20 protein-coding genes are annotated in these 23,976 nt (G+C 36.0%); 1 reads left to right on the forward strand and 19 read right to left on the reverse strand.

The annotated features are described in order from the left end of the window. Nucleotides 1–26 precede the first annotated feature (26 nt). The 8 genes from rsmB to ACFFIS_RS11695 form a co-directional block, all read right to left on the reverse strand. Nucleotides 27–1,376, reverse strand: a complete 1,350-nt coding sequence (gene rsmB / locus ACFFIS_RS11660) for a 16S rRNA (cytosine(967)-C(5))-methyltransferase RsmB (RefSeq protein ID WP_390187665.1) — start codon at nucleotides 1,374–1,376, stop codon at nucleotides 27–29. Nucleotide 1,377: 1 nt separating this feature from the next. Continuing rightward, nucleotides 1,378–2,319 carry a methionyl-tRNA formyltransferase gene (gene fmt / locus ACFFIS_RS11665; protein WP_390187666.1) on the reverse strand — a complete coding sequence of 314 codons (942 nt, stop codon included), beginning with the start codon at nucleotides 2,317–2,319 and terminating at the stop codon, nucleotides 1,378–1,380. A gap of 16 nt (nucleotides 2,320–2,335) precedes the next feature. Beyond that, nucleotides 2,336–4,741: a primosomal protein N' gene (gene priA, locus ACFFIS_RS11670; protein ID WP_390187667.1), complete on the reverse strand. Its 2,406-nt coding sequence runs from the start codon at nucleotides 4,739–4,741 to the stop codon at nucleotides 2,336–2,338. Continuing rightward, on the reverse strand, nucleotides 4,738–5,946 hold the full coding sequence (gene coaBC, locus ACFFIS_RS11675) for a bifunctional phosphopantothenoylcysteine decarboxylase/phosphopantothenate--cysteine ligase CoaBC (RefSeq protein ID WP_390187668.1): 1,209 nt from the start codon (nucleotides 5,944–5,946) through the stop codon (nucleotides 4,738–4,740). Before coaBC ends, priA begins: the two co-directional genes overlap by 4 nt. A 212-nt stretch (nucleotides 5,947–6,158) precedes the next feature. Beyond that, nucleotides 6,159–6,350 carry a DNA-directed RNA polymerase subunit omega gene (gene rpoZ, locus ACFFIS_RS11680; protein WP_320378885.1) on the reverse strand — a complete coding sequence of 64 codons (192 nt, stop codon included), beginning with the start codon at nucleotides 6,348–6,350 and terminating at the stop codon, nucleotides 6,159–6,161. Beyond that, entirely contained in the window at nucleotides 6,350–6,970 is a 621-nt protein-coding gene (gene gmk / locus ACFFIS_RS11685; RefSeq protein WP_320378884.1) for a guanylate kinase, read from the reverse strand. Before gmk ends, rpoZ begins: the two co-directional genes overlap by 1 nt. A 138-nt stretch (nucleotides 6,971–7,108) precedes the next feature. Then, entirely contained in the window at nucleotides 7,109–7,372 is a 264-nt protein-coding gene (gene remA, locus ACFFIS_RS11690) for an extracellular matrix/biofilm regulator RemA (RefSeq protein WP_320378883.1), read from the reverse strand. Nucleotides 7,373–7,749: 377 nt separating this feature from the next. Further along, the gene (locus ACFFIS_RS11695; protein ID WP_390187669.1) at nucleotides 7,750–10,407 is read right to left on the reverse strand and encodes a calcium-translocating P-type ATPase, SERCA-type; all 2,658 of its coding nucleotides are present in this window, start codon (nucleotides 10,405–10,407) and stop codon (nucleotides 7,750–7,752) included. Between the two features lie 113 nt (nucleotides 10,408–10,520). Between ACFFIS_RS11695 and ACFFIS_RS11700 the strand changes: the two genes are divergently transcribed. After that, nucleotides 10,521–12,221 (forward strand): Rqc2 family fibronectin-binding protein, encoded by a 1,701-nt coding sequence (locus ACFFIS_RS11700; RefSeq protein WP_320378882.1) that lies wholly within the window; start codon nucleotides 10,521–10,523, stop codon nucleotides 12,219–12,221. A 95-nt stretch (nucleotides 12,222–12,316) separates the two neighbouring features. On the opposite strand, the gene ACFFIS_RS11705 is transcribed toward ACFFIS_RS11700, so the two are convergent. The 11 genes from ACFFIS_RS11705 to lspA form a co-directional block, all read right to left on the reverse strand. Next, the gene (locus tag ACFFIS_RS11705; RefSeq protein WP_390187892.1) at nucleotides 12,317–13,174 is read right to left on the reverse strand and encodes a LysR family transcriptional regulator; all 858 of its coding nucleotides are present in this window, start codon (nucleotides 13,172–13,174) and stop codon (nucleotides 12,317–12,319) included. A 178-nt stretch (nucleotides 13,175–13,352) separates the two neighbouring features. Then, on the reverse strand, nucleotides 13,353–13,964 hold the full coding sequence (gene pyrE, locus ACFFIS_RS11710; protein WP_320378880.1) for an orotate phosphoribosyltransferase: 612 nt from the start codon (nucleotides 13,962–13,964) through the stop codon (nucleotides 13,353–13,355). After that, on the reverse strand, nucleotides 13,949–14,656 hold the full coding sequence (gene pyrF, locus ACFFIS_RS11715; protein WP_320378879.1) for an orotidine-5'-phosphate decarboxylase: 708 nt from the start codon (nucleotides 14,654–14,656) through the stop codon (nucleotides 13,949–13,951). Before pyrF ends, pyrE begins: the two co-directional genes overlap by 16 nt. Next, nucleotides 14,631–15,569, reverse strand: coding sequence for a dihydroorotate dehydrogenase (locus tag ACFFIS_RS11720; RefSeq protein ID WP_390187672.1), 939 nt, complete (start codon nucleotides 15,567–15,569; stop codon nucleotides 14,631–14,633). The genes pyrF and ACFFIS_RS11720 overlap by 26 nt, the downstream gene beginning before the upstream one ends. Next, entirely contained in the window at nucleotides 15,566–16,321 is a 756-nt protein-coding gene (locus tag ACFFIS_RS11725) for a dihydroorotate dehydrogenase electron transfer subunit (RefSeq protein WP_390187674.1), read from the reverse strand. Before ACFFIS_RS11725 ends, ACFFIS_RS11720 begins: the two co-directional genes overlap by 4 nt. Beyond that, a complete protein-coding gene (gene carB / locus ACFFIS_RS11730) occupies nucleotides 16,318–19,485 on the reverse strand; it encodes a carbamoyl-phosphate synthase large subunit (RefSeq protein WP_390187677.1) in 3,168 nt (1,055 codons plus the stop codon). Before carB ends, ACFFIS_RS11725 begins: the two co-directional genes overlap by 4 nt. Nucleotides 19,486–19,524: 39 nt before the next feature. Continuing rightward, nucleotides 19,525–20,814 (reverse strand): dihydroorotase, encoded by a 1,290-nt coding sequence (gene pyrC / locus ACFFIS_RS11735; RefSeq protein ID WP_390187678.1) that lies wholly within the window; start codon nucleotides 20,812–20,814, stop codon nucleotides 19,525–19,527. Next, entirely contained in the window at nucleotides 20,753–21,697 is a 945-nt protein-coding gene (locus ACFFIS_RS11740) for an aspartate carbamoyltransferase catalytic subunit (protein ID WP_390187894.1), read from the reverse strand. The genes pyrC and ACFFIS_RS11740 overlap by 62 nt, the downstream gene beginning before the upstream one ends. A 137-nt stretch (nucleotides 21,698–21,834) precedes the next feature. Then, nucleotides 21,835–22,383, reverse strand: a complete 549-nt coding sequence (pyrR, locus tag ACFFIS_RS11745) for a bifunctional pyr operon transcriptional regulator/uracil phosphoribosyltransferase PyrR (protein ID WP_320378875.1) — start codon at nucleotides 22,381–22,383, stop codon at nucleotides 21,835–21,837. 147 nt (nucleotides 22,384–22,530) lie between these two features. Beyond that, nucleotides 22,531–23,436, reverse strand: coding sequence for an RluA family pseudouridine synthase (locus ACFFIS_RS11750; protein ID WP_320378874.1), 906 nt, complete (start codon nucleotides 23,434–23,436; stop codon nucleotides 22,531–22,533). Next, complete coding sequence (gene lspA, locus ACFFIS_RS11755; protein WP_390187679.1) at nucleotides 23,429–23,902, reverse strand: signal peptidase II; 474 nt, start codon at nucleotides 23,900–23,902, stop codon at nucleotides 23,429–23,431. The genes ACFFIS_RS11750 and lspA overlap by 8 nt, the downstream gene beginning before the upstream one ends. Nucleotides 23,903–23,976: the final 74 nt, after the last annotated feature.

A 23,976-nucleotide genomic window follows, 5' to 3' on the forward strand; every position in this document is an offset into this window, starting at 1 on the left:
AGAAATGTAATCCCATCATATATCCATTATTTCGTCCTTGTCAGCCGCGCGATAAAAAAACCATCCGATTCAATAGAATGAGGAAATAATTGTATCCAATAATTCCCGCTGCTTGCATGTTGAATAACTTGTTCAGGTAAGCTGTCCACAAACATTTGATCTCCTGAATAATTGGAATGTTGTTCCAAGAACTTCTTTATGACCATTTCATTTTCACTTTGGTCTACCGTACAAGTACTATAGACTAAATATCCGCCAATTTTTAATAACGATGATACACGATGTAAAATATCATACTGAATCTTTGCGAGTGATTCGATATCTTCTTCTTTCTTTCGATATTTAATATCTGGTTTACTTCGTATCACTCCAAGGCCCGAACACGGAGCATCTACAAGTATACGATCAAAATGCTGTTGTGGATATATCTCACCTAAAGTTCTCGCATCCGCAGCACTAGCATCAATGATTGATAATGATAGTTCCTTGGCTTTATTTTCAACCAAACGAATTTTCTTTTTATGTAAATCATGTGCTTTCACTATTCCTTCGTTCCTCATCTTTTCAGCTAAATGCGTAACCTTCCCACCTGGTGCACTACAAGTATCAAGCACAACCATATTTGGCTTAGTGTCTACTGCTTCACCAACTAACATAGAACTTTGATCTTGAATCGTGACATAACCATCCTTGAATAAGGCAGATTTTAAAATATTACCTTTTTTAATTACAATCCCTTGGTTAGAAACAATAGATTTTTCTACTTCAAACCCCTCGGCTTGCAATTTCTTCATCGCTTCATCACGAGATATTTTTAAAGGTTGAATACGAATGGAACTGTCCCGATTCCGTAAGTTAGCTTCACACATTTTTTGTGTTGTTTCGAGACCAAATTGTTTTTCCCATCTCTTTACTAGCCAAATAGGATGACTTGTTTGAATAGCTATTTTTTTCACGGGATCATTTATATTAGTAAAATCAGTCATTCCTGATCGCTGTATGTTTCGTAATACTCCATTTACAAATGATGCTATTCCTTGATGGCCACGTTTTTTTGCAATTTCTACTGCTTCATGGATAATCGCATGGTCTGGCACTTTATCAAGATAAAACATTTGATAGATAGACATATATAACAATAATTCAACCCACATCTCAACTTTTTTATTCTTATCTACATGTTGCTTCAAAATATATTCTAGGGTCAACTTACGCTGCAATGTCCCATAGACTACTTCCGTCAGTAATGCAGCATCCTGTTGGACAAATCGGTTCTTTTGTATTTCCTTATCTATCAACAAATGACTATACCCTTGGTCTTTTTCAATTCGCATTAACAGCTCTAACATCGCAGTTCGAAGTTGATACTTTTGCAATTTATTCACCTAATTTCGTTCCAATTGTAATTCGGTCTCGTGAACCTAGTAAGTAATCTTTCACAAGCATCCGTTTACTACCGGCCGGTTGAATATCGATAATTCTAAGTGCTCGTTTATTGCCGCAAACTACTGTAAAGGAAGCTTCATTTTCAATGTTCACAATTTCTCCTGGTTCACCATCATATTCCGTATCATCTAGTTCAGCCCACCAAATTTTCATTGTCTTTTGTTGATACGTTGTAAAAGCAACAGGCCAAGGATGTAAACCACGTATATGATTATATATTTCTAGATTAGACAAATTCCAGTCGATTTTTTCATCTTCACGCGCAATATTATATGCGTATGTTGCATCTTTCTCATTTTGCGGAATCGGTGTAATCTCATTTTTAAATAATCTTGGTACTGTTTCAAGTAATAATTGTTTCCCTACTTCACTTAATTTATCATGTAAACTACCGGTATGATCGTCGTTTGTAATTGGTACTTTTCGTTGTGCTAACATATCCCCAGCATCTAATTTTTCTACCATATACATAATCGTTACACCAGTTTCTGTCCTCCCTTGCATGATTGCATAGTGAATCGGTGCTCCTCCACGTAACTCTGGTAATAAAGAAGCATGGACATTAATACATCCATATTGAGGTCCCTCTAATAATCCCTTAGGTAAAAGTTGTCCATATGCCGCAGTTATAATGAGGTCTGGATTATATGCAAGAATTTTCTCATACTCATTTACTAGCTTTTCCGGTTGAAAAACAGGAATACCATATTTTTCAGCCTCTACCTTTACCGGTGGAGGAGTTAAAATTCTCTTTCTCCCCACAGGACGATCTGGTTGTGTAACAGTCAGTACGACCTCATATTCTGCATTTACTAATGCTGATAGGATTGGTACAGAAAAATCTGGTGTCCCCATAAATACTATTCGTTTCATACTTATCACCTTTCTCTTACATGAGTTGATATGGTTGCATATCAACTGAAATTTGTAAGTCGTGTTGCTGTTGATTCATAAATGGTTGAATTGCTCTTTTAATATGGACTCTAATATTACGTGCATGTTTGTATTTAATCATACACTGATATCGATACTTATCCTTGACTCGTAGAATAGGGGATGGTGTAGGACCTAAGATGATCGTTTCATCATCACAAAATTCATTAAGACGTTTCACAATTTGTTGTGTAATTTGCACAACCTTAACATGATTTATATGCGTTACAGTGATTAAGGCTAAAAACACATACGGCGGATATTGAAATGACTTTCTAAGTCTCATTTCATAATTAAAAAAACGGACATAGTCATACTGGCTTGCAAGCTGAATGCTATAATGCTCCGGTGTGTACGTTTGAATAATCACTTGGCCTGGCAAGTCATGGCGACCTGCCCTACCGCTTACTTGTGTTAATAATTGGAATGTCTTTTCTGAAGATCGAAAATCTGGTAAATGAAGCATGGAGTCAGCAGCTAGCACACCTACTAATGTTACGTTTGCAAAGTCCAATCCTTTCGCAATCATTTGTGTCCCTAAAAGAATATTTGCTTCTTTATTCGCAAATTTAGATAATAGTCTTTCATGTGCTCCTTTTCTACGGGTCGTATCGACATCCATACGGATAACTTTCGCTTCCGGTAATAATTGTGTTAATGCCTCCTCCACTCGTTGCGTCCCCGTTCCGAAATAACGAATCGAATCACTATTACACTCCGGGCAGTTTGTCGGCATTCGTTCTTCATACGCGCAATAATGACATTTTAAATGATTTGTGTTTTTATGGTAAGTTAATGCAATATCGCAGTGTGGACATTCTTTCACGAAGCCACAATCACGACACATGACAAAAGTAGAATATCCTCTACGATTTAATAGGAGTACAATTTGTTCACCTTTTTTTATTGTTTCCTCCATTTTTTCTTTTAAAACCCGAGAAAACATCGTCCGATTACCTTCATGTAATTCAGCACGCATATCTACGATTTCTACCTGCGGCATTGCCTTGTTATTTGTACGTTTATCTAAAGTACTGAGTTCATACACTTGCTTTGCCGCTCTGGCATATGATTCTAGAGTCGGTGTTGCACTACCTAAAATAACTGGACAACTGTGGTATTGTCCTCTCTTAATCGCAACGTCACGTGCATGATAACGTGGCTGATCTTCTTGTTTATAAGTAGTTTCATGTTCTTCATCAATAATAATAATACCGAGATTTTCAAATGGTGCAAAAATAGCAGATCTAGCACCCACGACTACTTGTACTTCTTTACGATAAATTTTTCTCCATTCATCGTATTTCTCACCGTTAGATAACGCACTATGAAAAACGGCAACTTTAGATCCGAATCTACCTTTAAAACGTTTTACCATTTGTGGAGTTAACGCTATCTCTGGTACTAAGACAATAGCCTCTTGCCCGTTATGAAGAACATCTTCAATTGCTTGTAAATAAATTTCTGTCTTACCGCTGCCTGTAATACCATGCAATAAAAATACCTCATGTTGTTTTGCTTTAATACGTCCTTTTATTGGCATTATCGCAGCCTGTTGTTGTTCAGTTAAAGTAAGTGGTTTTGTTCTCACTATTGCATGATCATCATATGGATTTCGGTATATTTCTTCACGATATGTTTCTATTAATGATTTCTCAACTAAACTCCGAATTGTAGCTGAAGTTGTATGCTGCAATCGAAGTAATGTAGCCTGCTCAATCGGAGCTGGTTTTTCAATAAAATGTTTGATAACAGCTCGTTGTTTCGTTGCCCGTGGTGACATATTTAAATAAGCTTCTTCCAATAAATAAATATCTTTTGCTGGTTTTACTTTTGTAACATATTTTTTTGTCACGCGAGATTCTACTAAGTAATGGACAACAATTTCTCCGGCTTGGATTGCTTTTTGTAACGTGTGTAGGGAAATAGTAGATTGGACTACTTCTTCATAAGATATAAAATCTCTTCCGTCAAATAACATCTCCAATTGTTCATCCATTCTTTCAGATGTCAATCGCTCCAATTCCTTCTTATACGTTGCTTTTAACACTTGGGGAAGCATTGCTTGATATGCCGTTACATAATAACTGACAGTTTCTTCTGCAAGCCACTTACCTAAATGTAGTAGTTCAGTTGTTAAAACAGGGGTAAAATCTAAAATTTCCTCTATATTTCTTAACCTATCAAAATCTGATTCACTAGATTTTCCGACTACAAATCCCATGACTTTCCGTGGGCCAAATGGCACAATTACACGCATACCTGCCTGTAATATATCTGAAAATCGTTCTGGTATTAAATAATCATATGTTTGATTTACTTGTTTTGCAGGTACATCGACGATTACTTTTGCAATGTTCACTGCGCTTCATCCCTTATATCTTTTATAATCAATTGTAAAATTTTATAAGCAACTTCTCTTTTCATTGCAAGTGGTATTTCTACTGACGTCTGTGCTTTATTGACATACGTTACGATATTCGTATCTGCTTCAAAGCCGGCTCCTACTTCAGCTACATTATTAATAACAATAGCATCTAAATTTTTTCTTTCTAACTTTTCGAGACCGTGTTTCATCGGTTCAGAAGTTTCCGCCGCAAACCCGACTAAAAACTGTGTTGTTTTCTTTTGTCCTAACGAGAGTATGATATCTTTTGTGCGTTCCATTTCTATTTGCAAATTCCCAGTGCCTTTTTTCATCTTTTCTTTATATGTCACCATAGGACGGTAATCCGCTACTGCTGCAGCACTTATTACGATATCCTGTGTTGCAAAATTTTCTTGCATGACTTGATACATTTCCTCCGCAGATACAACATCAATACGGTTAATCTTATCACTATTTAATTGCAGGTTCACTGGACCAGAGACTAACGTTACCTCGGCTCCCAATTGATTTGCAGCTTCTGCCAAAGCATAACCCATTTTACCTGTTGAACGATTAGAAAAGAAACGGACAGGGTCTAATATTTCACGTGTTGGGCCAGCTGAGATTAATACCTTTTTTCCTGCCAAACTTTTTTCTTTTTCCTGCTGGGCTTTTAAAATATTAACAATTGTTTCTGGTTCTTCTAGTCGCCCTTTTCCAATCCATCCGCATGCTAAATAACCTGCACCCGGCTCGATAAAATGATATCCCCATTTCTCTAGTTGACACATTTGCTTTTTGATCGCCGGATGATCATACATATTTACGTTCATTGCAGGTGCAATATAGATTGGAGCCTTTGTAGCTAATAGCGTTGTTGTAAGCATATCATCAGCAATACCGGACGCAAGTTTAGCAATTATATTTGCCGTTGCTGGCGCAATAATAATCATATCAGCCCAATCAGCCACATCAATATGTGCAATTTTAACTGGATCTTTTTCATCAAACACATCTGTATAGACTGGTTGGCGTGTTAAGGCTTGAAAAGTCAGTGGAGTAACGAAATGTGTAGCTTCTTTCGTCATCATAACTTTTACACTTGCACCCTCTTGTGTTAATTTACTTGCTAGCGCACAAGCTTTATAAGCCGCAATCCCCCCACTGACTCCTAATATAATTTTTTTATCTTGTAACATGATTCTTCCCGCCTTTTTAACCGCTTAATAAGTACTATTCTATTTATACCATAACAGATCATATAATCGAATGATGGTGTTTTTCTTTTTAAAACTGTATGAAGTTAGTTTACAAAACCTTTTTACAACACTTATAACAAGCAATCCTTTTCTTCAAAAAAACCTTCACAGTATACTCTGCGAAGGTTATATTTGTTTAGATTTTACAAATTTCACTCATTTAATGTAAGTTTCTCAGCAGCAATTTCTTCTAACGCTTTGCCTACATTTTTATGTGACTTTGGATGTTCAATTTGCACATTATTTAAATCTTTTAATTGTCTTGCTCTCTTAGCTGATAAGGTGACGAGCATATATTTCGATCTAATTTTTCCTAATAAATTATCAATAGATGGATCTAACATTATCTCTCTGCAACCTCCAATAATTTTTTATATTGTTTTGCGACACGCTCTCGTTTTAAATGTTCACTTTGAATAATAGATTGGACCTTCGTTACCGCACGATCAATATCATCGTTTACAACGACATAATCATACGCATCCATTAATTCAATTTCTTCTCGCGCTGCATTTAAACGATTTAATACCACTTTTTCTGACTCAGTACCCCGATTTACGATGCGGCTTCTTAATTCATCCAAACTTGGCGGAAGTAAAAATATAAATACTCCTCCAGGGAAGTTTTCTTTTACTTGTAATGCGCCTTGAACTTCAATTTCTAAAAACACATCGTGACCTGCTTCAATCATCTTCTCTACATACTCTTTTGGTGTCCCATAATAATTATTAACATATTTCGCATATTCTAGTAACTTATTTTGCTTAATGAGATGTTCAAACTCATCTCTTGTTCTATAAAAATAATCGACTCCTTCTTGTTCTCCCGGACGTTTATCTCTTGTAGTCATTGAAATAGAGTATTTCAGTTCATTTTTTCGTTCAAATAATTCTTTACGAACTGTTCCCTTCCCTACACCTGAGGGACCAGACAGAACAAAAAGTATTCCTTTTTCTTTTATCACATTTCCACCTCCGATAAAAACATTATTTTACTACCAATTACAACAATTCTTATCACACAAACATAAATTTCTGAAAGAACGATAACTTGATTCGATTTGAATATAGGCTATTTAAATTATTTTAGATTGCTTCTCTTATTAGTTATCATCCGATAATTCATCATGGCTCATAAGTCTTTGACCTACCGTTTCAGGTTGCACAGCTGATAAAACGACATGATCACTATCTGTTATAATAACTGCTCGCGTTCTTCTTCCATATGTAGCATCTATTAATTTATTATTTTTTCTTGCAACGGTTATAATCCGTTTTATTGGCGCAGATTCTGGTGAAACGATAGAAATAATCCGATTAGCAGAAACTACATTTCCAAAACCAATATTTATTAATTGTAAGCCCAAGGTACTTCCCCCTTTTTTATGTCTAAAAGTAAAACGTTGTTTTGTGGCTTGTATGAATCGCAAAACGAATAGAACAAAACACCTAAAAGATATGAATATGTCCATTATAGGAGATATCATCAAGAAAAAACAACTATTAGTTCAAGTTCAAATAAAATAATTCAAATGCATTTGTATATGTATAACCTCACGTTATCTTTTCTAGTTTATCATATTTTTCATTACGTGAAGTAACGTTAATATCTATTTTGCCAAAAGAAGTTTTTTTATGTACGATACCGCCATCAATATGAAGATATAGCACAAAAGAAAACTATTCTTCTTAAGAATAGTTTTCTTATGATAGGCCTGTTCAAATTTGAACAATCTTTTATCGCTCATTTTTTCGTAAAGCCAAACAAAACAGTTGGAATCGCACTTAGACCGATAATGAGTAACCATTCACGAATCCCCAAAAATGTTGTGTGGAATATTGGCTGTAATGGCACCCAATAAATCACAACTAATAATAATAGAACGGAGGAGATCACTGCCAAAACAAGCCATTTATTTTCAAATGGATTTCGGTGAAAGACTGAATGATCACTTCGACAATCAAATACATGAATTAATTGTGCCATGACAAGTGTTGTAAAAGCTACTGTTCTACTTATTGTTAAGTTATCTGGATTATTTTGATAAGTCACAAGAAAAGCAATGAGGGTCACAAGCCCTATTAAAATTCCTCTACTAATGATTTTATACCCTAATCCCCTTGAAAATACGCCTTCTCGCGGGTTTCTCGGTCCACGCTTCATCACATCTTCTTCAGGTTGATCCAGGCCTAAAGCCATTGCAGGCAAGCCATCTGTTACAAGGTTTACCCATAGAATTTGTACAGGAACCAATGGTAACGGCATTCCTAATAACATCGCAAACAACATAACTAAAATTTCTCCAACATTTGAAGATAATAAATATCTAATAAATTTACGAATGTTTTCATAAATATTTCTTCCTTCTTGGATTGCGGATCTAATGGTGGCAAAATTATCATCCATTAACACAAGTGATGATGCTTCCTTTGTAACATCAGTACCTGAAATGCCCATACTAATCCCAATATCACTCGCTTTAATAGCCGGTGCGTCATTTACACCATCTCCGGTCATCGCCACAACATGGCCACGTTCTTGAAAGGCTTCTACAATTTTTAATTTATGCTTTGGTGTAACCCTAGCAAATACATACACATTTTCAATTACATCTCGTAATTCATGATCAGACATCCTGTTTAATTGATGCCCCTCCAATACTAGCCCATCTTCAGGTAGCATATTCAAATTGTTAGCAATCGCTCTTGCAGTTTTCACATGGTCACCTGTAATCATGACCGTTTTAATACCTGCTTGTCTACATTCAGCAATCGCAGTTTTCACTTCTTTTCTTGGCGGGTCAATCATGCCATATATCCCCAAAAATGTTAATTCTTTTTCTAATATTCCTGTATCTATATCTATGTTTTTTGAGATTGGCTTTATTCCGATAGCAATCGTACGAAGCGCCTTTTCAGCCATGTTATCGATTGCCTGTTCGACTCTTTGAAAATCACGTTCTTTCATTAATGTTTTATTGTTATTTACCAACATATGAGAGAATCTTGGTAATAACACATCTGGTGCACCTTTTGTTATCAAAAAGCGTTCACCTTCTTTATTTTCAACAATAACTGTCATTCGCTTCCTGTCAGAATCAAAAGGAATTTCTTTTAAAATCACAAAATCCTCATGTAATTTCTGTTCTAGACCTCTTTTTCTTGCTGCTACAATGAGGGCTCCATCTGTTGGATCACCTTCAATATAGTAACTTCCTTTTTTTACACGTAAACTCGCATTATTACATAGCATACCGTATAAGAGCATCTCTGATAAATGAGGATAGCGTTCATCAATCTTTTTACTATTATCATAAAAGTCACCTACAACATCATATCCATCACCAGAAACGGTAAGTAGATTATCATTTACAAATAACTCCTTGACAGTCATTTGATTTTCTGTCATCGTTCCAGTTTTGTCAGAACAAATAACAGAGGCTGTCCCTAATGTCTCTACCGATGATAGCTTACGAACAATTGCCTTTTTACGAATCATCCTTTGTACACCTAATGACAGCGCGACTGTCACAATAGCCGGTAATCCTTCTGGTATCGCTGCAACCGCTAAAGAAACACCTGCTAAAAACATGTTATACATTGGATGTCCTTGGTAAATTCCAACTACAACAACAAGCAACGTTAGAAATAATGCTACGAAAATTAGAATTTTTCCAAGCTCAGCTAATTTACGTTCAAGTGGTGTAATCACCTTTTTGGTAGTTGACATCAAAGAGGCGATCTGACCCATGACCGTATTCATACCACTACCAACAACAATACCAATAGCAGATCCTCTCGTTGCTAATGTACCTTTAAAGCACATATTTGATTGGTCTTGCACATCGATATCATTCCGTGAAATTGCTGATGCATGTTTTGCTACAGGTAATGATTCCCCTGTTAAGGTCGACTCTTCCGTTTCTAAACTATTTGATTTTGCTATTCGTATATCAGCCGGAATACGATCCCCACTCATTATTTTTACAACGTCCCCGACAACTAATTCTTGAGATGGAATGCTTTCCCATTCTCCATTACGAAGAACTTTTGCAATCGGCGCCGCTAACTCTTTCAATTTTTCTAAAGATTGTTCGGCTTTTTGTTCTTGGAAAAATCCAATAAAGCCGTTAATAAGTACGATTACCATAATTGCAATTGCATCGATATATTCACCAAGTAATCCAGCAATTAATGTTGCAGCCAATAGAACGATAACCATAAAATCCTGAAACTGTTTTAAAAACAGCAACCATTTTGATACTTTTTTTTCAGCTTCCATTACGTTATAACCGAACTTTTTTTGCCGCTCTTTTACTTGTTTTTCCTTCAATCCTTTTTGAATTGTAACATCAAACCTTTGCTCAACATGATCAATGTCAAGCTGATACCATTTTGTCACATCGCATTCCTCCACCATCATATAAGCTTTTGCTATGACCATTTGTACATGCTTATTGATATGTATGCAGACTTGTCCAATAAAATGCTATAATTAACAAAGAGGTGAAGCATATGCCATTTGATGGAGTCGTAACAAAAGCAGTTACAGAAGAATTAAATGAACAACTTCTGCAAGGTAGAATCACAAAAATTTATCAGCCTACACAGACAGAGCTGATACTTACCATTCGTAACAAAGGGAAAAACACAGATTTGCTATTATCAATCCACCCTGTATACACAAGGATGCACATCACGAATGAAAAATATATAAATCCACAAGAACCACCAATGTTTTGTATGGTATTACGCAAATATTTATTAGGTGCCTTCATCGAATTTATAGAACAAGATGGATTTGAACGGGTCGTAACAATCGGACTAAGAGCTAGAAATGAACTTGGGGACACAACTATTTTGCAGCTCACCATAGAACTTATGGGCAAGCATAGTAATATTATATTAATCGACGTTAGTAAAAATGTGATTATCGATAGTATGAAACGTATTTCAGCAGCAAAGAATAGATATCGTACAATTTTGCCCGGTGCAACATATATCACTCCACCTAAACAAAATAAATTAGATCCTTTACAGGCGGATAGTGAACAGTTTGTAAAAAAATTAGATTTTAATGCTGGTAAATTATCAGTACAAATTGTGCAAGCACTTGCTGGCGTTTCACCTTTTATCGCCAAAGAAATCGTACATCGTGCTCAGTTAGGTTCGGTACAAGCATATCAAGACGCATTTCAATCCTTTCAACAAGATTTGAAGGATAAAAAATATGAACCTGCTATTTATAAAATAAATGGGCGGGAAGATTTTCACGTTATTCCTTTAACGGATGAACATAGCTCATTTTCTTTTTCATCAACAAATGTAATGCTAGAACATTTTTATACTGGTAAAGCGGAACGTGATCGTGTTCAGCAACGAGCAAAAGATTTATATCGATTTATTAAAAATGAACTCGACAAAAATGTACGTAAATTAAAAAAGCATGAACGAACAATAAAAAAATCAGAGAATGCCAATCATTATCAAAAACTTGGGGAATTACTAACCGCCCATATGCACCTTGTGAAAAAAGGTGATCATGAAGTAACCGTAACGGACTACTATGATCCCGAGCAACGGCAATTAACAATATCTTTAAATCCAAATAAAATGCCGAGTGAAAATGCACAAGACCTTTTTAGAACATATCAAAAGCTCAAGAACTCTAGGCATATGATGGAACAGGAAATAGCCAAAACAAATATTGAGATTTCTTATCTCGATCAACTACTACAACAAATTGATGTTGCAAAAGAAGAAGATTTAGAAGAAATTAGAGAAGAACTACGCGAACAAGGTTATTTGAAGAAGCAATATGCAAAGAGAAGAAAAACGAATGCAAAGCCAAAGATAGAATCGTATGTTGCAACGGATGGTACAGTTATTTATGTTGGTAAAAATAATAAACAAAATGAATACTTAACGACAAAATTTGCGCGTAGAAATGACATCTGGTTACATACAAAAGACATTCCTGGCTCACACGTTGTGATACGCCACGATAATCCTAGCGAAGAAGTAATATTAGAAGCAGCGCATATCGCAGCATACTTTAGTAAATCAAGAGAATCTTCATCTGTCCCTGTTGATTACACAAAAGTACGTCATGTGCAAAAGCCGAAAGGAGCCAAACCTGGCTTTGTCATTTATACAAACCAAAAAACAGTATTTGTCACCCCTGAGCAATCGATTGTACAAAAATTAAAGAAATAAAAAATCGTTGAAATTGACTCCTCTTCTACAAGAGGTTACCAATTTCAACGATTTTTATATCCATCATGATTTTAAGCTGCGCCACTCATAAGGTTCTAAAAAGTTTCACTAGTTAAAAGTTTAATAAATTCATTTGCCTGTGGTAAATCTAGCACCCCTTTTTGATAACAAACCCAAGTTGGTCTAGTAACTGGCTTGTCACCAATCATAAGTGGTAAATTTGCGTATTCACTTTTCATAGAATCAGATACACTTTCTGGCAAAACAGCCATCCCAATACCTTGCTTCATAAACTGTTTACATGTCTCGATTTGATCAACTGTAATTGTTTTTAAAGGTTTTATTGTATCACTATGATGATATAACCAATGTTCTACTAGTTCATGCATACTGTCATCACTTTTAAAAGAAATCAGGGGTCTTTCCTTTACTTGAGATGTCGGGAAAGGCTCGCTATCAAATATATATAATGGGTCATCAAATAACCGCACACATTCGCTATCTTTTAGTTTTTCTCCTCGAATAATACATACATGATAATCTTTGTGAGCTTGTTTAATATCTTCGCTTATTCCCGTTACTAAATCAATTGTAACGTGTGGAAATCTTGCCGTATACTCCCCTAATATTTTAGGTAGAAACCGTTGACTAATCAACGATGAACAGGCGATGGATAATGTCCCTTGGACTGTTTCACTTGATGCAGCTAATTTATTTTTTATCTGTTTCTCTCCCTCGATTACTTTCTTTGCATGTTGCAAAATAATTTCACCACTCGGAGTAAGTAAAAGCTTTTTCGGTGTACGAATAAAAATTGTGGTTTGAAAATAGTCTTCTATATACCTCAGTCGTTGTGTGACAGCCGGTTGTGAAATAAGAATTGTCTTGGCAGTTCCTCTAATTGTACCTACCTCTTGTAGCTTTAATAATAATTCATAGTCATCTAATTTCATCATTTTCACCACTCATTCATTTTAATAAATAAACTATTAAAATATTTAATAGCAAATTTAAAAGTAAAATAATGATATCTCGTTAAATTCAGCTTATCACAATCAAAAATTAGACACAATGCGGACGAAAACAACGACGCAATTTCCCCCTTTATTAGGAAATTACGTCTTTATTTTGTCAGTCAAACTGATTTCGCCAATTTATTATTTTCGTTATTTTATCACTATCCATCTTATTATTACATTGTAGAAAATCTAACATTTCATCTAAATTTATTAAACTATGTAATGGCATATATTCCTCTTCAAACGTTGCATATGTTCTTTGTAATCCATAAGTGAATATTGCACATACACAAAGTACCTCAACTTCCACTTCTTGAATCAGTTTTGCGGCTTGTAAAGAAGATTTACCTGTTGAAATTAAATCTTCTACAACTATCGCTTTTTGACCCTTTTTTAAAACTCCCTCAATTTGCTTTCCTGTTCCATGTTTTTTTGGAGAGGAACGAACATACACCAAAGGTAATTGTAATCTCTCTGCTAGCAAAGCAGCATGCGGTATACCAGCAGTCGCACAGCCCACGATTACATCGGGCTTTACATCCATCTGTGTTATATATGACACAAAAGCATCCGTTATTTGCTTTCTAATCTCTGGGTATGAAATCGTTAATCGTAAATCACAATATATTGGAGACTTAATACCAGAGGTCCAAATAAAAGGTTGATCTTTTTGGAACTGTACTGCTCCTATTTTCTGTAATTGTTCCACTAGATGATGTTGCATTCATCCCACTCCTTCCATATTTGTTCGTATGCCTTATATGGTTCGGCAGCTTTTGTTACCGCTCTACCAACAACTAAAATGTCCGCACCAGCTTCTTTTGCATACGATGGGGTTGCAATTCTTTTTTGATCGTCAATTTGCAATGGTTGTATACGAATACCGGGGGTAACCGCTAAAAAATGTTGTCCACGATTTTTCTTTATTTCGCTAACTTCATGAACTGCGCAAACAATTCCATCTGCACCACCTTGATGGGCTACATGTGCTAGTTGACTTGACATGTCTTTTATACTCGTTTGATATCGTAATTGATCATGAAAAGTTGCTTCTGAAAAAGAAGTTAAAATTGTAATCGCAATTAGTTTTGTTTCACTTCCTTGTCCAGCTAATAGCGCTTCTTTCGCTTCCGCAATCATTTCACTTCCTCCTTGCGCATGAACTGTTACAATGTCTACATCAAGACTAGCTATATTTTTCATAGCGCGGCCAACTGTACGTGGTATATCATGCAGTTTTAAATCTAGAAAAACAGGGTGTCCTTTCGCCTTCAGCCTTTCAATAATAGCAGGTCCTTCCCGATAGAATAGTTCCATCCCGACTTTTACCGGTATATTTGAGAAGGCATGTTCCTTTAAAAATGCATTTGAACTTTCCCAATCTGGAAAATCAAGTGCGAGATAAACTGATTTCATCACGTACACTTCCTTTCCCAATCGTATCTTGAATGGAAGAAAAACCATATGTCTGTAATACAGCTGGTAATTCATCTATGATATCAGCACAGATACGTGGATTTTGAAAATTTGCCGTTCCAACCGCTACAGCACTTGCACCAGCTAATAAAAACTCAAGAACATCATGGGCATTTGTAATTCCTCCCATGCCAATAATTGGAATGGATACATGTTGAAACACTTCATAGATCATACGAATTGCAATTGGTTTTATAGCTGGGCCACTTAATCCTCCTACTTCATTGGCTAACACCGGACTGCGGTTATTTATATCTAAGCGCATCCCGGTAAGTGTGTTGATCATAGATAGTCCATCGGCGCCCGCTTGCTCAACCGCTTTAGCAATAGTGACAATATCACTTACATTTGGAGAGAGTTTCATAAAAACAGGTTTATTACTTACATTCTTAATTCTTCTTGTTACAAGTCCTGCCATTTCCGGATCTGTACCAAACTGTATGCCACCCTGTTTTACATTTGGACAAGAAATATTTACTTCGATTGCACATACTTCTTTGACTTCATTTAATTGAGCTGCCACATATTCATATTCTTCAATTGTACTACCTGCAATATTCGCTATTAAATTCGTGTTATAGCTAGCAAGAAATGGTATCTCTTCCTTCATGATGGCGTGGATACCTGGATTTTGTAAACCAATCGCATTCAGCATACCAGAGGATGTTTCTGCTACTCTAGGTGTTGGATTTCCAAATCTCCTTTCTTTTGTAACTGATTTCATCACGATACCGCCTAGCTTTTGCAAATTATAAAAACGGCTATACTCATATCCAAAACCAAAACACCCAGATGCTGGTAAAATAGGATTTTTAAACGAAATACCTGCTAGAGATGTTGTCAATTCTGTCATGATATAATCTCCTCCGCTGTAAATACAGGGCCGTCCTGACAAATCCTTTTATATGCCCCTTCCCCACCTGTTGTTTTAACAGCACATGCATAGCATGCGCCTATACCACAACTCATACGTTCTTCTAAAGAAATGTATCCACGTTTAACGGGCGATATATTTTTTATTTTATGAAGCATCGGTAACGGTCCACAAGCATAATAACAGTCATAATCACCTACTAATGAAAACCAATCCGTTGTAAATCCTTTATAACCATATGATCCGTCGTCCGTTACAATAAAAGTCTTACCTAATGTTTGAAAGTGTTTTTCATAAAACATATGTTGTCTCGTTTGAAATCCTAATAATGACGTAATATGCACACCTCTTTTTAACAATTGTTTACCTATAAAATATAGTGGTGGAATTCCAACACCGCCACCTATTAATAAAGCTTGTTGGCAATCATCTGGAATTGAAAATCCAGTTCCGCAAGGGCCGATAACGTTTAATAAAGTACCCGTTTGAACCGAAGCTAGCCATTCTGTTCCTACACCAACCTCTTTTAAAATAATTGTTACAAGACCTTTTTTCTTTTCAACATTTGCGATTGAAATAGGCCTTCTTAACGTTTGATAAGGAATGGATATGTGTAAAAACTGACCGGGTTGCGCTCCATTTGCAACTTTAGCATTTTCTAACGTTAGTTCAGTCGTATGTAAAGCAATACGCTTTTTTCGCTTCACAATCATATCAAAAATGTCCGTCACGATTGCACCACCTCTTTTTTAAACATCGGATTTACATTTACATGCATCGATTCTATCACTCGTAAAAATGCTTCAATTGTTGCCATACTTGTAAAACAAGGTAACTGATGTTCAATCGTTTTGCGGCGAATGAAGTAGCCATCTGTTTGCTGTTGTTTCTGGGCTGTCATCGTGTTTAAGACAATCTGTATTTCACCTGTTTCTATAATGGATAATACATTTTGGTCATTTGATCCAACTTTTTCAACTTGATTAACGGGGATAAGAGCTTTCCTAATCGTAGCCGCCGTACCTGCAGTTGCATACAATGTAAAGCCAAGATTATAAAATCGTTTTGCAATTTGGATGACATGCTGTTTATCTCGATTTGCAACGGTAAGGAGAATTCCTCCTTCTTGTTGAATAGCTAAACCAGAAGCTAAAAATCCTTTATATAAAGCTTTTTCAAACGTTTTATCGAAGCCAATTACTTCACCAGTTGATTTCATTTCAGGCCCTAAGACAATATCCACTTCTTGTAACTTTTCAAAAGAGAAAACAGGCATTTTAATGGCAACTTCCGATCTTTCATGTAAAACACCAGCTTCATAACCTAATTCAGCTAAAGTCATTCCCAACATACATTTTGTCGCTATGTTCGCCATATTTACTCCGGTAACTTTACTCATAAATGGAACCGTTCTACTTGAACGAGGATTCACCTCTAGAATGAAAACTTCTTCTCCTTGAATGATGAATTGAATATTTAATAATCCCTTTAGTTGGAGTGCTTGGGCAATCTTTTCTGTTACTATTCGACATGTCTCTTTAACCTGCTTGGATATTATTTGCGGTGGATAAACAGCAATTGAATCTCCCGAATGAACACCAGTTCTTTCAATATGTTCAATAAATCCTGGAATTAATGTTGCCTCACCATCGCAAATAGCATCTACTTCTAATTCAATCCCTATCATATACTTGTCAATTAAGATTGGAGAATCATGCTGAATCCCCTTCGTTTTGGTTAAATACCTTTCTAACTGGGGCTCATCATAAATAATTTCCATCATACTACCGCCAATCACATACGATGGTCGTACTACTACTGGATAACCAAGTTCATTAGCAATGTCCTTTGCTTGTGTTAGTTTATTTACTGTTTTTCCTCTAGGACGGTTTAGTTTCAATTGTTCAAGTAGACAATCAAATTTTTCACGGTCCTCCACTTGATCAATCGCATCTAAATCTGTACCAATTAAATTTACACCACGTTCTTTTAGTCCTTTTGCTAAATTAAGTGATGTTTGACCGCCAAATGCAACAATTACACCAATTGGTTTTTCATGTGTTACAACGTGCATGACATTTTCTATTGTAAGTGGTTCAACATATAATTTATCCGATATGGTGTAATCAGTAGATACAGTCTCTGGATTATGGTTCATAATAATTGCTTCATATCCTAACTCCTGCAACGCAATAACAGAATGAACAGTTGCATAATCGAATTCAATTCCTTGCCCTATTTGGATAGGACCTGAACCAAGTACAATTACCTTTTTACGACAATTTGGCTTTTTATCCTTTACCTTCTCATAAGTACTAAAATAATTACGATTCGTAGCAGTAACAGCCATTTCTTTGTAATGAGGTATCAAATTATTTGTTAACCGCAAATTAAAAACTTCTTCTTCCGTTGTTTTCCAAATTCGAGCAATACTACGATCAGAAAATCCACTTACTTTAGCTTCCATTAACGTACTCATAGAAAATGGATGTTTTTGTAAAGCTATTTCCGTCTTAATCAATGCTCGTATTTGCCGTAAAAAATAACGCTCAATTTTTGTATGTTCATAGATTTCATCTACAAGTACATGTCTTCTAAGCAATTCAGCAATAACAAACATTCTTTCGTCATCAATAGAATCAAGACGATTCATTAATTGTTCTGTTGTATGTTCGGATAACGATTTGAGCCAAAGTTCTTCGGTATAAGTCCAAGAGCGCACACCTTTTAGAAAAGCTTCTTTGAAATTTGATCCAATTGCAAGAATTTCCCCTGTGGCTTTCATTTGCGTGCCTAAAGTCCGATTTCCAGTTGGAAATTTGTCAAAAGGAAAGCATGGAAATTTTGTAACAACGTAATCAAGTATCGGCTCTTCCAACATCGTTCCTCCCTTTAAAATCGGATTGGAAATTTGATGTAGCTTTTTACCAACTGCAATTTTCCCAGCAACTTTTGCAATCGGATAATGAGTTGCTTTTGATGCAAGCGCTGATGATCGACTAACACGTGGGTTTACCTCAATCATGTAATAATCTTTCCCATTAGGGTGAAGTGCTAATTGCACGTTACAAGCTCCTTCAATGTCCAAGGCCTGCACTACTTTTATAGCAACATGACGAAGCATCTTACATTCTTCTTGTTGTAATGTTTGTGGGGGACTCACGACGATTGAATCACCTGTATGAACACCGACCGGATCAATGTTCTCAAGCGTACAGACTACGACAATCTGATTCTCTTTATCTCGGACAACTTCAAACTCTATTTCTTTAAATCCTGCAATACTTTCTTCTAGTAAACATTGCTGAACCGGGGACTGATTTAATCCGTTTCGTACAATTGATTTTAGTTCTTCCTCATTTTGACAAATTCCACCACCTGTACCACCTAAAGTGTAAGCAGGTCTTACAATAATTGGGTATCCTACTTGATTGGCAAATTGTATGCCTTGCTCAACAGAATAGACAATCTCACTTTCTGGGACAGGAATTTGCAATTGTTGCATCAACGTGCGAAATTGTTCTCGATTCTCACATTTTTCGATTGTTTCGAGTGAAGTACCTATTATTTTCGTTTGAAACTTATCTAAAACACCACTATTTGCCAATTCAACTGCTAAATTTAATGCTGTTTGACCTCCAAGTGTTGGTAATAAAGCATCAGGCTTTTCTTTTTGAATCACCTTTTTCAAAAACTCAGAGGTTAACGGTTCCATATATATTTGATCTGCAATGGTTGAATCAGTCATAATTGTAGCTGGATTCGAGTTAACTAATACAACGGAATATCCTTCCTCTTTTAGCGCTTGACATGCCTGGGTTCCAGCATAGTCAAACTCTGCTGCCTGCCCAATGACAATGGGTCCTGAACCTATGACTAGTATTTTTTTACACATTTACAATCTCCTCCTCAGAATGTTGAGATGCCCATATGCTTACTTTTTAGTGTAACAATCCTTCTTGTAAACAATCTTGCCATCTACCATCGTCCACTCAACTTCACCAAATACTTCATATTGATGGAAAGGTGTATTTCTTCCTTTTGATAGGAATGTATATTTATCAATTTTGCTCGCATTTGCTAAATTAATTAAAGTTAAATCTGCGACACCATTTTCTTCTAATTTTCCATATGGTAAACGAAAGACTTCTGCTGGTTTTTTTGTAAGCCAATCTACTAACTGATGTAATGTAACAAGTTCAGTTTTTACGAGATATGTATATAGTAAAGAAAACGCAGTTTCCAAACCGACAATACCAAAAGGTGCATCATAAAAACCCTCTGCTTTTTCTCTTTCAGTATGTGGTGCATGATCTGTTGCAATAAAATCAATTGTTCCATCTAGTAAACCATCTAATAAAGCTTGTTGATCTGCTTCGCTTCTCAGTGGAGGATTCATTTTATAATTTGCGTTATCACCCATTATGTCATTTTCATTTAAAAGTAAATGATGTGGGGTAACTTCTGCTGTAACATGGATTCCAGCACGTTTTGCATCTCGAATGATGCGAACAGATTCCTTTGTACTTACATGACAAACATGATAATGACAACCTGTAGCCTCTGCTAAAAGAACATCTCTAGCTATCTGAACCGATTCACTTATTGCACGTATTCCTGGTAGTTTTAAACGTCGATTAACCTCTCCATCATGTATTACCCCTCCGTACAATAAGCTATTATCTTCACAATGTGCTACTATTGGCATTTTTACTTGTGCCGCCTGTTTCATCGCCTCATACATCATTCCCGCAGTTTGGATGCCTACTCCATCATCTGTGAAAGCAAATGCTCCCTCTTTTGCCAATGCTGGGATCTTTGTTAATTGTTCTCCAGCCAATTCTTTTGAAATAGCCGCATATGGCAAAACCCGAACAATGGCTTCATTTTTCAACATTTCTTGGAGATGTTGTAGTTTCTCAATACTATCAGGTACAGGATTCGTATTAGGCATAGCACATACCGTCGTGAAGCCACCTCGGGCAGCAGCCATTGTACCAGTTTTTATTGTTTCCTTTTCTTCCCCACCTGGTTCACGTAGGTGAACATGAATGTCAATAAACCCAGGTAATAGTAACTGTTCTTCACAATCGATTACTCGGTCAACTTCACAGGAAATATAAGGCTTTATGGTTTTAACTTTATTTCCTTCAATCAGAATGTCACATCGTTCCAGTTTGCTTGTTTGTCCGAAACTGTTGGCGTTTTTCAATAATATTTTCATGTTTAATCCCCCATTCTTGTAATAACAACGTCATAATGGCCATTCTCATATATACGCCATTTGACATTTGCTTAAAGATTCTCGACTGGCGACTTTCTACTAAATTAGATGCAATTTCAACATCCCGGTTTACAGGAGCAGGATGTAATATGATGGCACTTTTTTTCATCTCTTTCCCACGTTCTTCTGATAAACCGTATTGTTCTAAATAATTCTCAATTCCACCAGTAAAACAGTCGTGTCGTTCATGTTGAATACGAAGTAACATGATGACATCACATGTTCTTACTGCTTCATCTATTGTGATATATGGATAAGAAAAGGTGTTATCTTGAAAATAAGGTGCTGCACTTAAATAAACATCTGCTCCCAAACGATGTAGCGCATCTGCATTTGAATGTGCGACCCGACTATGTATAATATCCCCTACTATTGCAACACGAACATTTTGAAAAGTGCCGAACTCCTGATAAATCGTTAGTAAATCTAGTAAACATTGTGTAGGATGCTCTATTTTCCCAGCACCAGCATTAATAATTGGAATGGAAACATGGTCTTTTACGCGATCTGGCCAATGATCATCTTCGTGACGGATAACGAGCAAATCAGCACCAATGGCCTCCATCGTTTTTACAGTATCATAGAAACTTTCGCCTTTTTGTACACTCGAGGTTTCCTGATGGAAATCTAAAGATTCAAATCCTAGTTTCTTTTGTGCGACCATAAAGCTCAATTTAGTTCTAGTGCTAGGTTCAAAAAATAAATTAACTGCAATCTTTTGATTAACCGAGTTTATCTTATTCTTTTGAAACTCAGTTGCTAACTGAAGTAAAGCAAAAATGTCATTCTCTGATACGTCTTGCACAGATAATAAATGTCGCATCATTCTCTTCCTTTCTTTTTCCATATAAAAATGCCTCTCTGCAAAAAGGTCGCAAAGAGGCATACGTAAACTAAATTCGTATACAACAAAGATTAGCGACCTTATAAATCTCTCTGGATTTATTTAAAGGTCCTTATTTATATCATTTTTTCATATAAAGCTACTTGATCTTCTCCATCAATTTCTTTTAACTGTACCGCTACAATTTCTTTGTCTGACGTTGGTATATTTTTCCCAACATAGTCAGCTCGAATTGGCAATTCACGATGACCACGGTCAATAAGTATTGCTAATTGGATAAAGTCCGGACGACCGATATCCATGACAGCATCCATCGCTGAGCGTACTGTTCTCCCAGTATAGAGAACATCGTCAACGAGTACCACCTTTTTTCCTGTAACATCAACTGGGATGTTCGTTTCTTTTAATTCAGGTTCATCTGAAGTAACTGCTTTTTCTAAATCATCACGGTATAACGTAATGTCTAGTTCCCCAATTGGCACTGTTGTTTGTTCGATTTGATTTATTTTTTCTTGGAGACGTTTTGCCAGTGGAACGCCACGTGTTTTTATTCCGACAAGCAAAATGTTTTCACTACCCTTGTTCTTTTCTAAAATTTCGTGTGCAATTCGAGTTAACGCACGATTAATTGCGGTTTCATCAAGCAACTGTGTCTTTTGTTTCATCTTACTCACCCCATTTTTGCATAAAAAATTCCTTTAACAAAGTAAAGGAATGCGAATGTAAGTATACTCCGTTTACTTTAATAGCCTCTCTGGACTACTTTAAAAGACTTTAAACTTACGCTATTATTTCAAAGTTTCTAATGACTGTCAATAGTTATTTCGTAAATTATTTAATAAATCATGGAAATACGTTGGCGCTTCTACTTCAAACTGTAGCCATTCTTTTGTTCTTGGATGTGTAAACCCCAGTAATTTAGCATGCAAAGCTTGGCCACCTATATTCATCGTTTTACGTGGTCCATATTTTGGATCACCAACTAACGGATTTCCAATATATTTCATATGAACACGGATTTGGTGTGTTCTCCCTGTTTCAAGTCTACATTCAACATGTGTATAGTCATGAAATCTTTCTAGGACTTGAAAATGGGTAATTGCTGTTTTTCCGCCAGCTACAACTCCCATCTTCTGACGGTCTTTTGGATCACGGGCAATTGGAGCATCAATCGTTCCTTTTTCATGTGCAATCTCTCCATGAACGACTGCTTCATACTTTCTAGCAACTGTCTTATGCACTAATTGATTTACCAAAGAGGTATGTGCTTGATCATTCTTCGCTACTACTAAAAGCCCACTCGTATCCTTGTCAATTCTATGCACAATACCCGGGCGTTCAACCCCGTTGATTCCCGATAGGTCACCACAATGGTAAAGCAACGCATGTACAAGCGTTCCATGTTGGTGACCAGCTGAAGGATGAACGACCATTCCTCTTGGTTTATTCACTACAATTACATCCTGGTCTTCATAGACAATTGATAACGGAATATTCTCAGCTTCAATATGCAAAGATTCTACTTCAGGTATCGTCCATTCAATGCTGTCGCCAAGCTTACATTTATAATTCGTTTTAACAGTTTGTCCATTTACTTTTACATGATCCTTTTCAATCCAAGACTGAATTTGTGCTCTAGATTGCTCCTGTATAACTTGAACTAAAAGTTTATCAAGCCGAGTATTTACTTCAGATTCTATCACGACATGTTTATTCATTCATTGTTTTCCTTTCTTTTCGATCTTCTATAAATGTCATCACAATAAGTAATCCAACTCCGATGACTAAAGAAGAATCAGCAACATTAAAAATTGGAAAGTTATAGTTAATAATCTTAAAATCTAAAAAGTCAACAACCTCTTGATGTAAGAGCCGATCTATAAAATTCCCGATTGCTCCACCAAGAACTAAACTTAAACCAATCGTTAACAGTTTAGATTGCTTTGCAAACTTATGCATAAAATATAGCACACCAACAATTACAATTACGGTAATGATATAGAAGAATACCATTTGATTTTGTAGTATCCCCCACGCTGCACCACTATTTCGGTGAGAGGTGATAGAGAAAAAATTATCGATAATGGGGATCTGTTCGTATAAATCCATATTTTGAACAACGAGCCATTTTGTGAATTGATCGAGTGCAATAATAAAAGCTGCAAGCACATAATAATAATACATACATAATCCTCCGATTTTAACTGATTAACTTCATACATTTTATCATAGAAAAGGATTTCATAAAAATATAACTA

It is taken from the genome of Paracerasibacillus soli, assembly GCF_042432965.1.
In the GTDB taxonomy this organism is placed as follows: Bacteria; Bacillota; Bacilli; order Bacillales; family Amphibacillaceae; genus Paracerasibacillus; species Paracerasibacillus soli.

Coding starts and splice junctions, on each gene's coding strand:
- rpoZ (WP_320378885.1), bottom strand. CDS start 6,350: ATGTTAGATCCATCTATTGATAATTTATTAGGAAAAATTAGATCGAAA.
- lspA (WP_390187679.1), bottom strand. CDS start 23,902: ATGTATTATTATTATGTGCTTGCAGCTTTTATTATTGCACTCGATCAA.
- pyrR (WP_320378875.1), bottom strand. CDS start 22,383: ATGAAACAAAAGACACAGTTGCTTGATGAAACCGCAATTAATCGTGCG.
- pyrC (WP_390187678.1), bottom strand. CDS start 20,814: ATGAAAATATTATTGAAAAACGCCAACAGTTTCGGACAAACAAGCAAA.
- coaBC (WP_390187668.1), bottom strand. CDS start 5,946: ATGTTACAAGATAAAAAAATTATATTAGGAGTCAGTGGGGGGATTGCG.
- ACFFIS_RS11740 (WP_390187894.1), bottom strand. CDS start 21,697: ATGCGACATTTATTATCTGTGCAAGACGTATCAGAGAATGACATTTTT.
- pyrF (WP_320378879.1), bottom strand. CDS start 14,656: ATGAAATCAGTTTATCTCGCACTTGATTTTCCAGATTGGGAAAGTTCA.
- pyrE (WP_320378880.1), bottom strand. CDS start 13,964: ATGCAACATCATCTAGTGGAACAATTACAGAAAATAGGAGCAGTACAG.
- ACFFIS_RS11700 (WP_320378882.1), top strand. CDS start 10,521: ATGCCATTTGATGGAGTCGTAACAAAAGCAGTTACAGAAGAATTAAAT.
- ACFFIS_RS11705 (WP_390187892.1), bottom strand. CDS start 13,174: ATGAAATTAGATGACTATGAATTATTATTAAAGCTACAAGAGGTAGGT.
- carB (WP_390187677.1), bottom strand. CDS start 19,485: ATGTGTAAAAAAATACTAGTCATAGGTTCAGGACCCATTGTCATTGGG.
- ACFFIS_RS11720 (WP_390187672.1), bottom strand. CDS start 15,569: ATGACAGAATTGACAACATCTCTAGCAGGTATTTCGTTTAAAAATCCT.
- fmt (WP_390187666.1), bottom strand. CDS start 2,319: ATGAAACGAATAGTATTTATGGGGACACCAGATTTTTCTGTACCAATC.
- ACFFIS_RS11750 (WP_320378874.1), bottom strand. CDS start 23,436: ATGAATAAACATGTCGTGATAGAATCTGAAGTAAATACTCGGCTTGAT.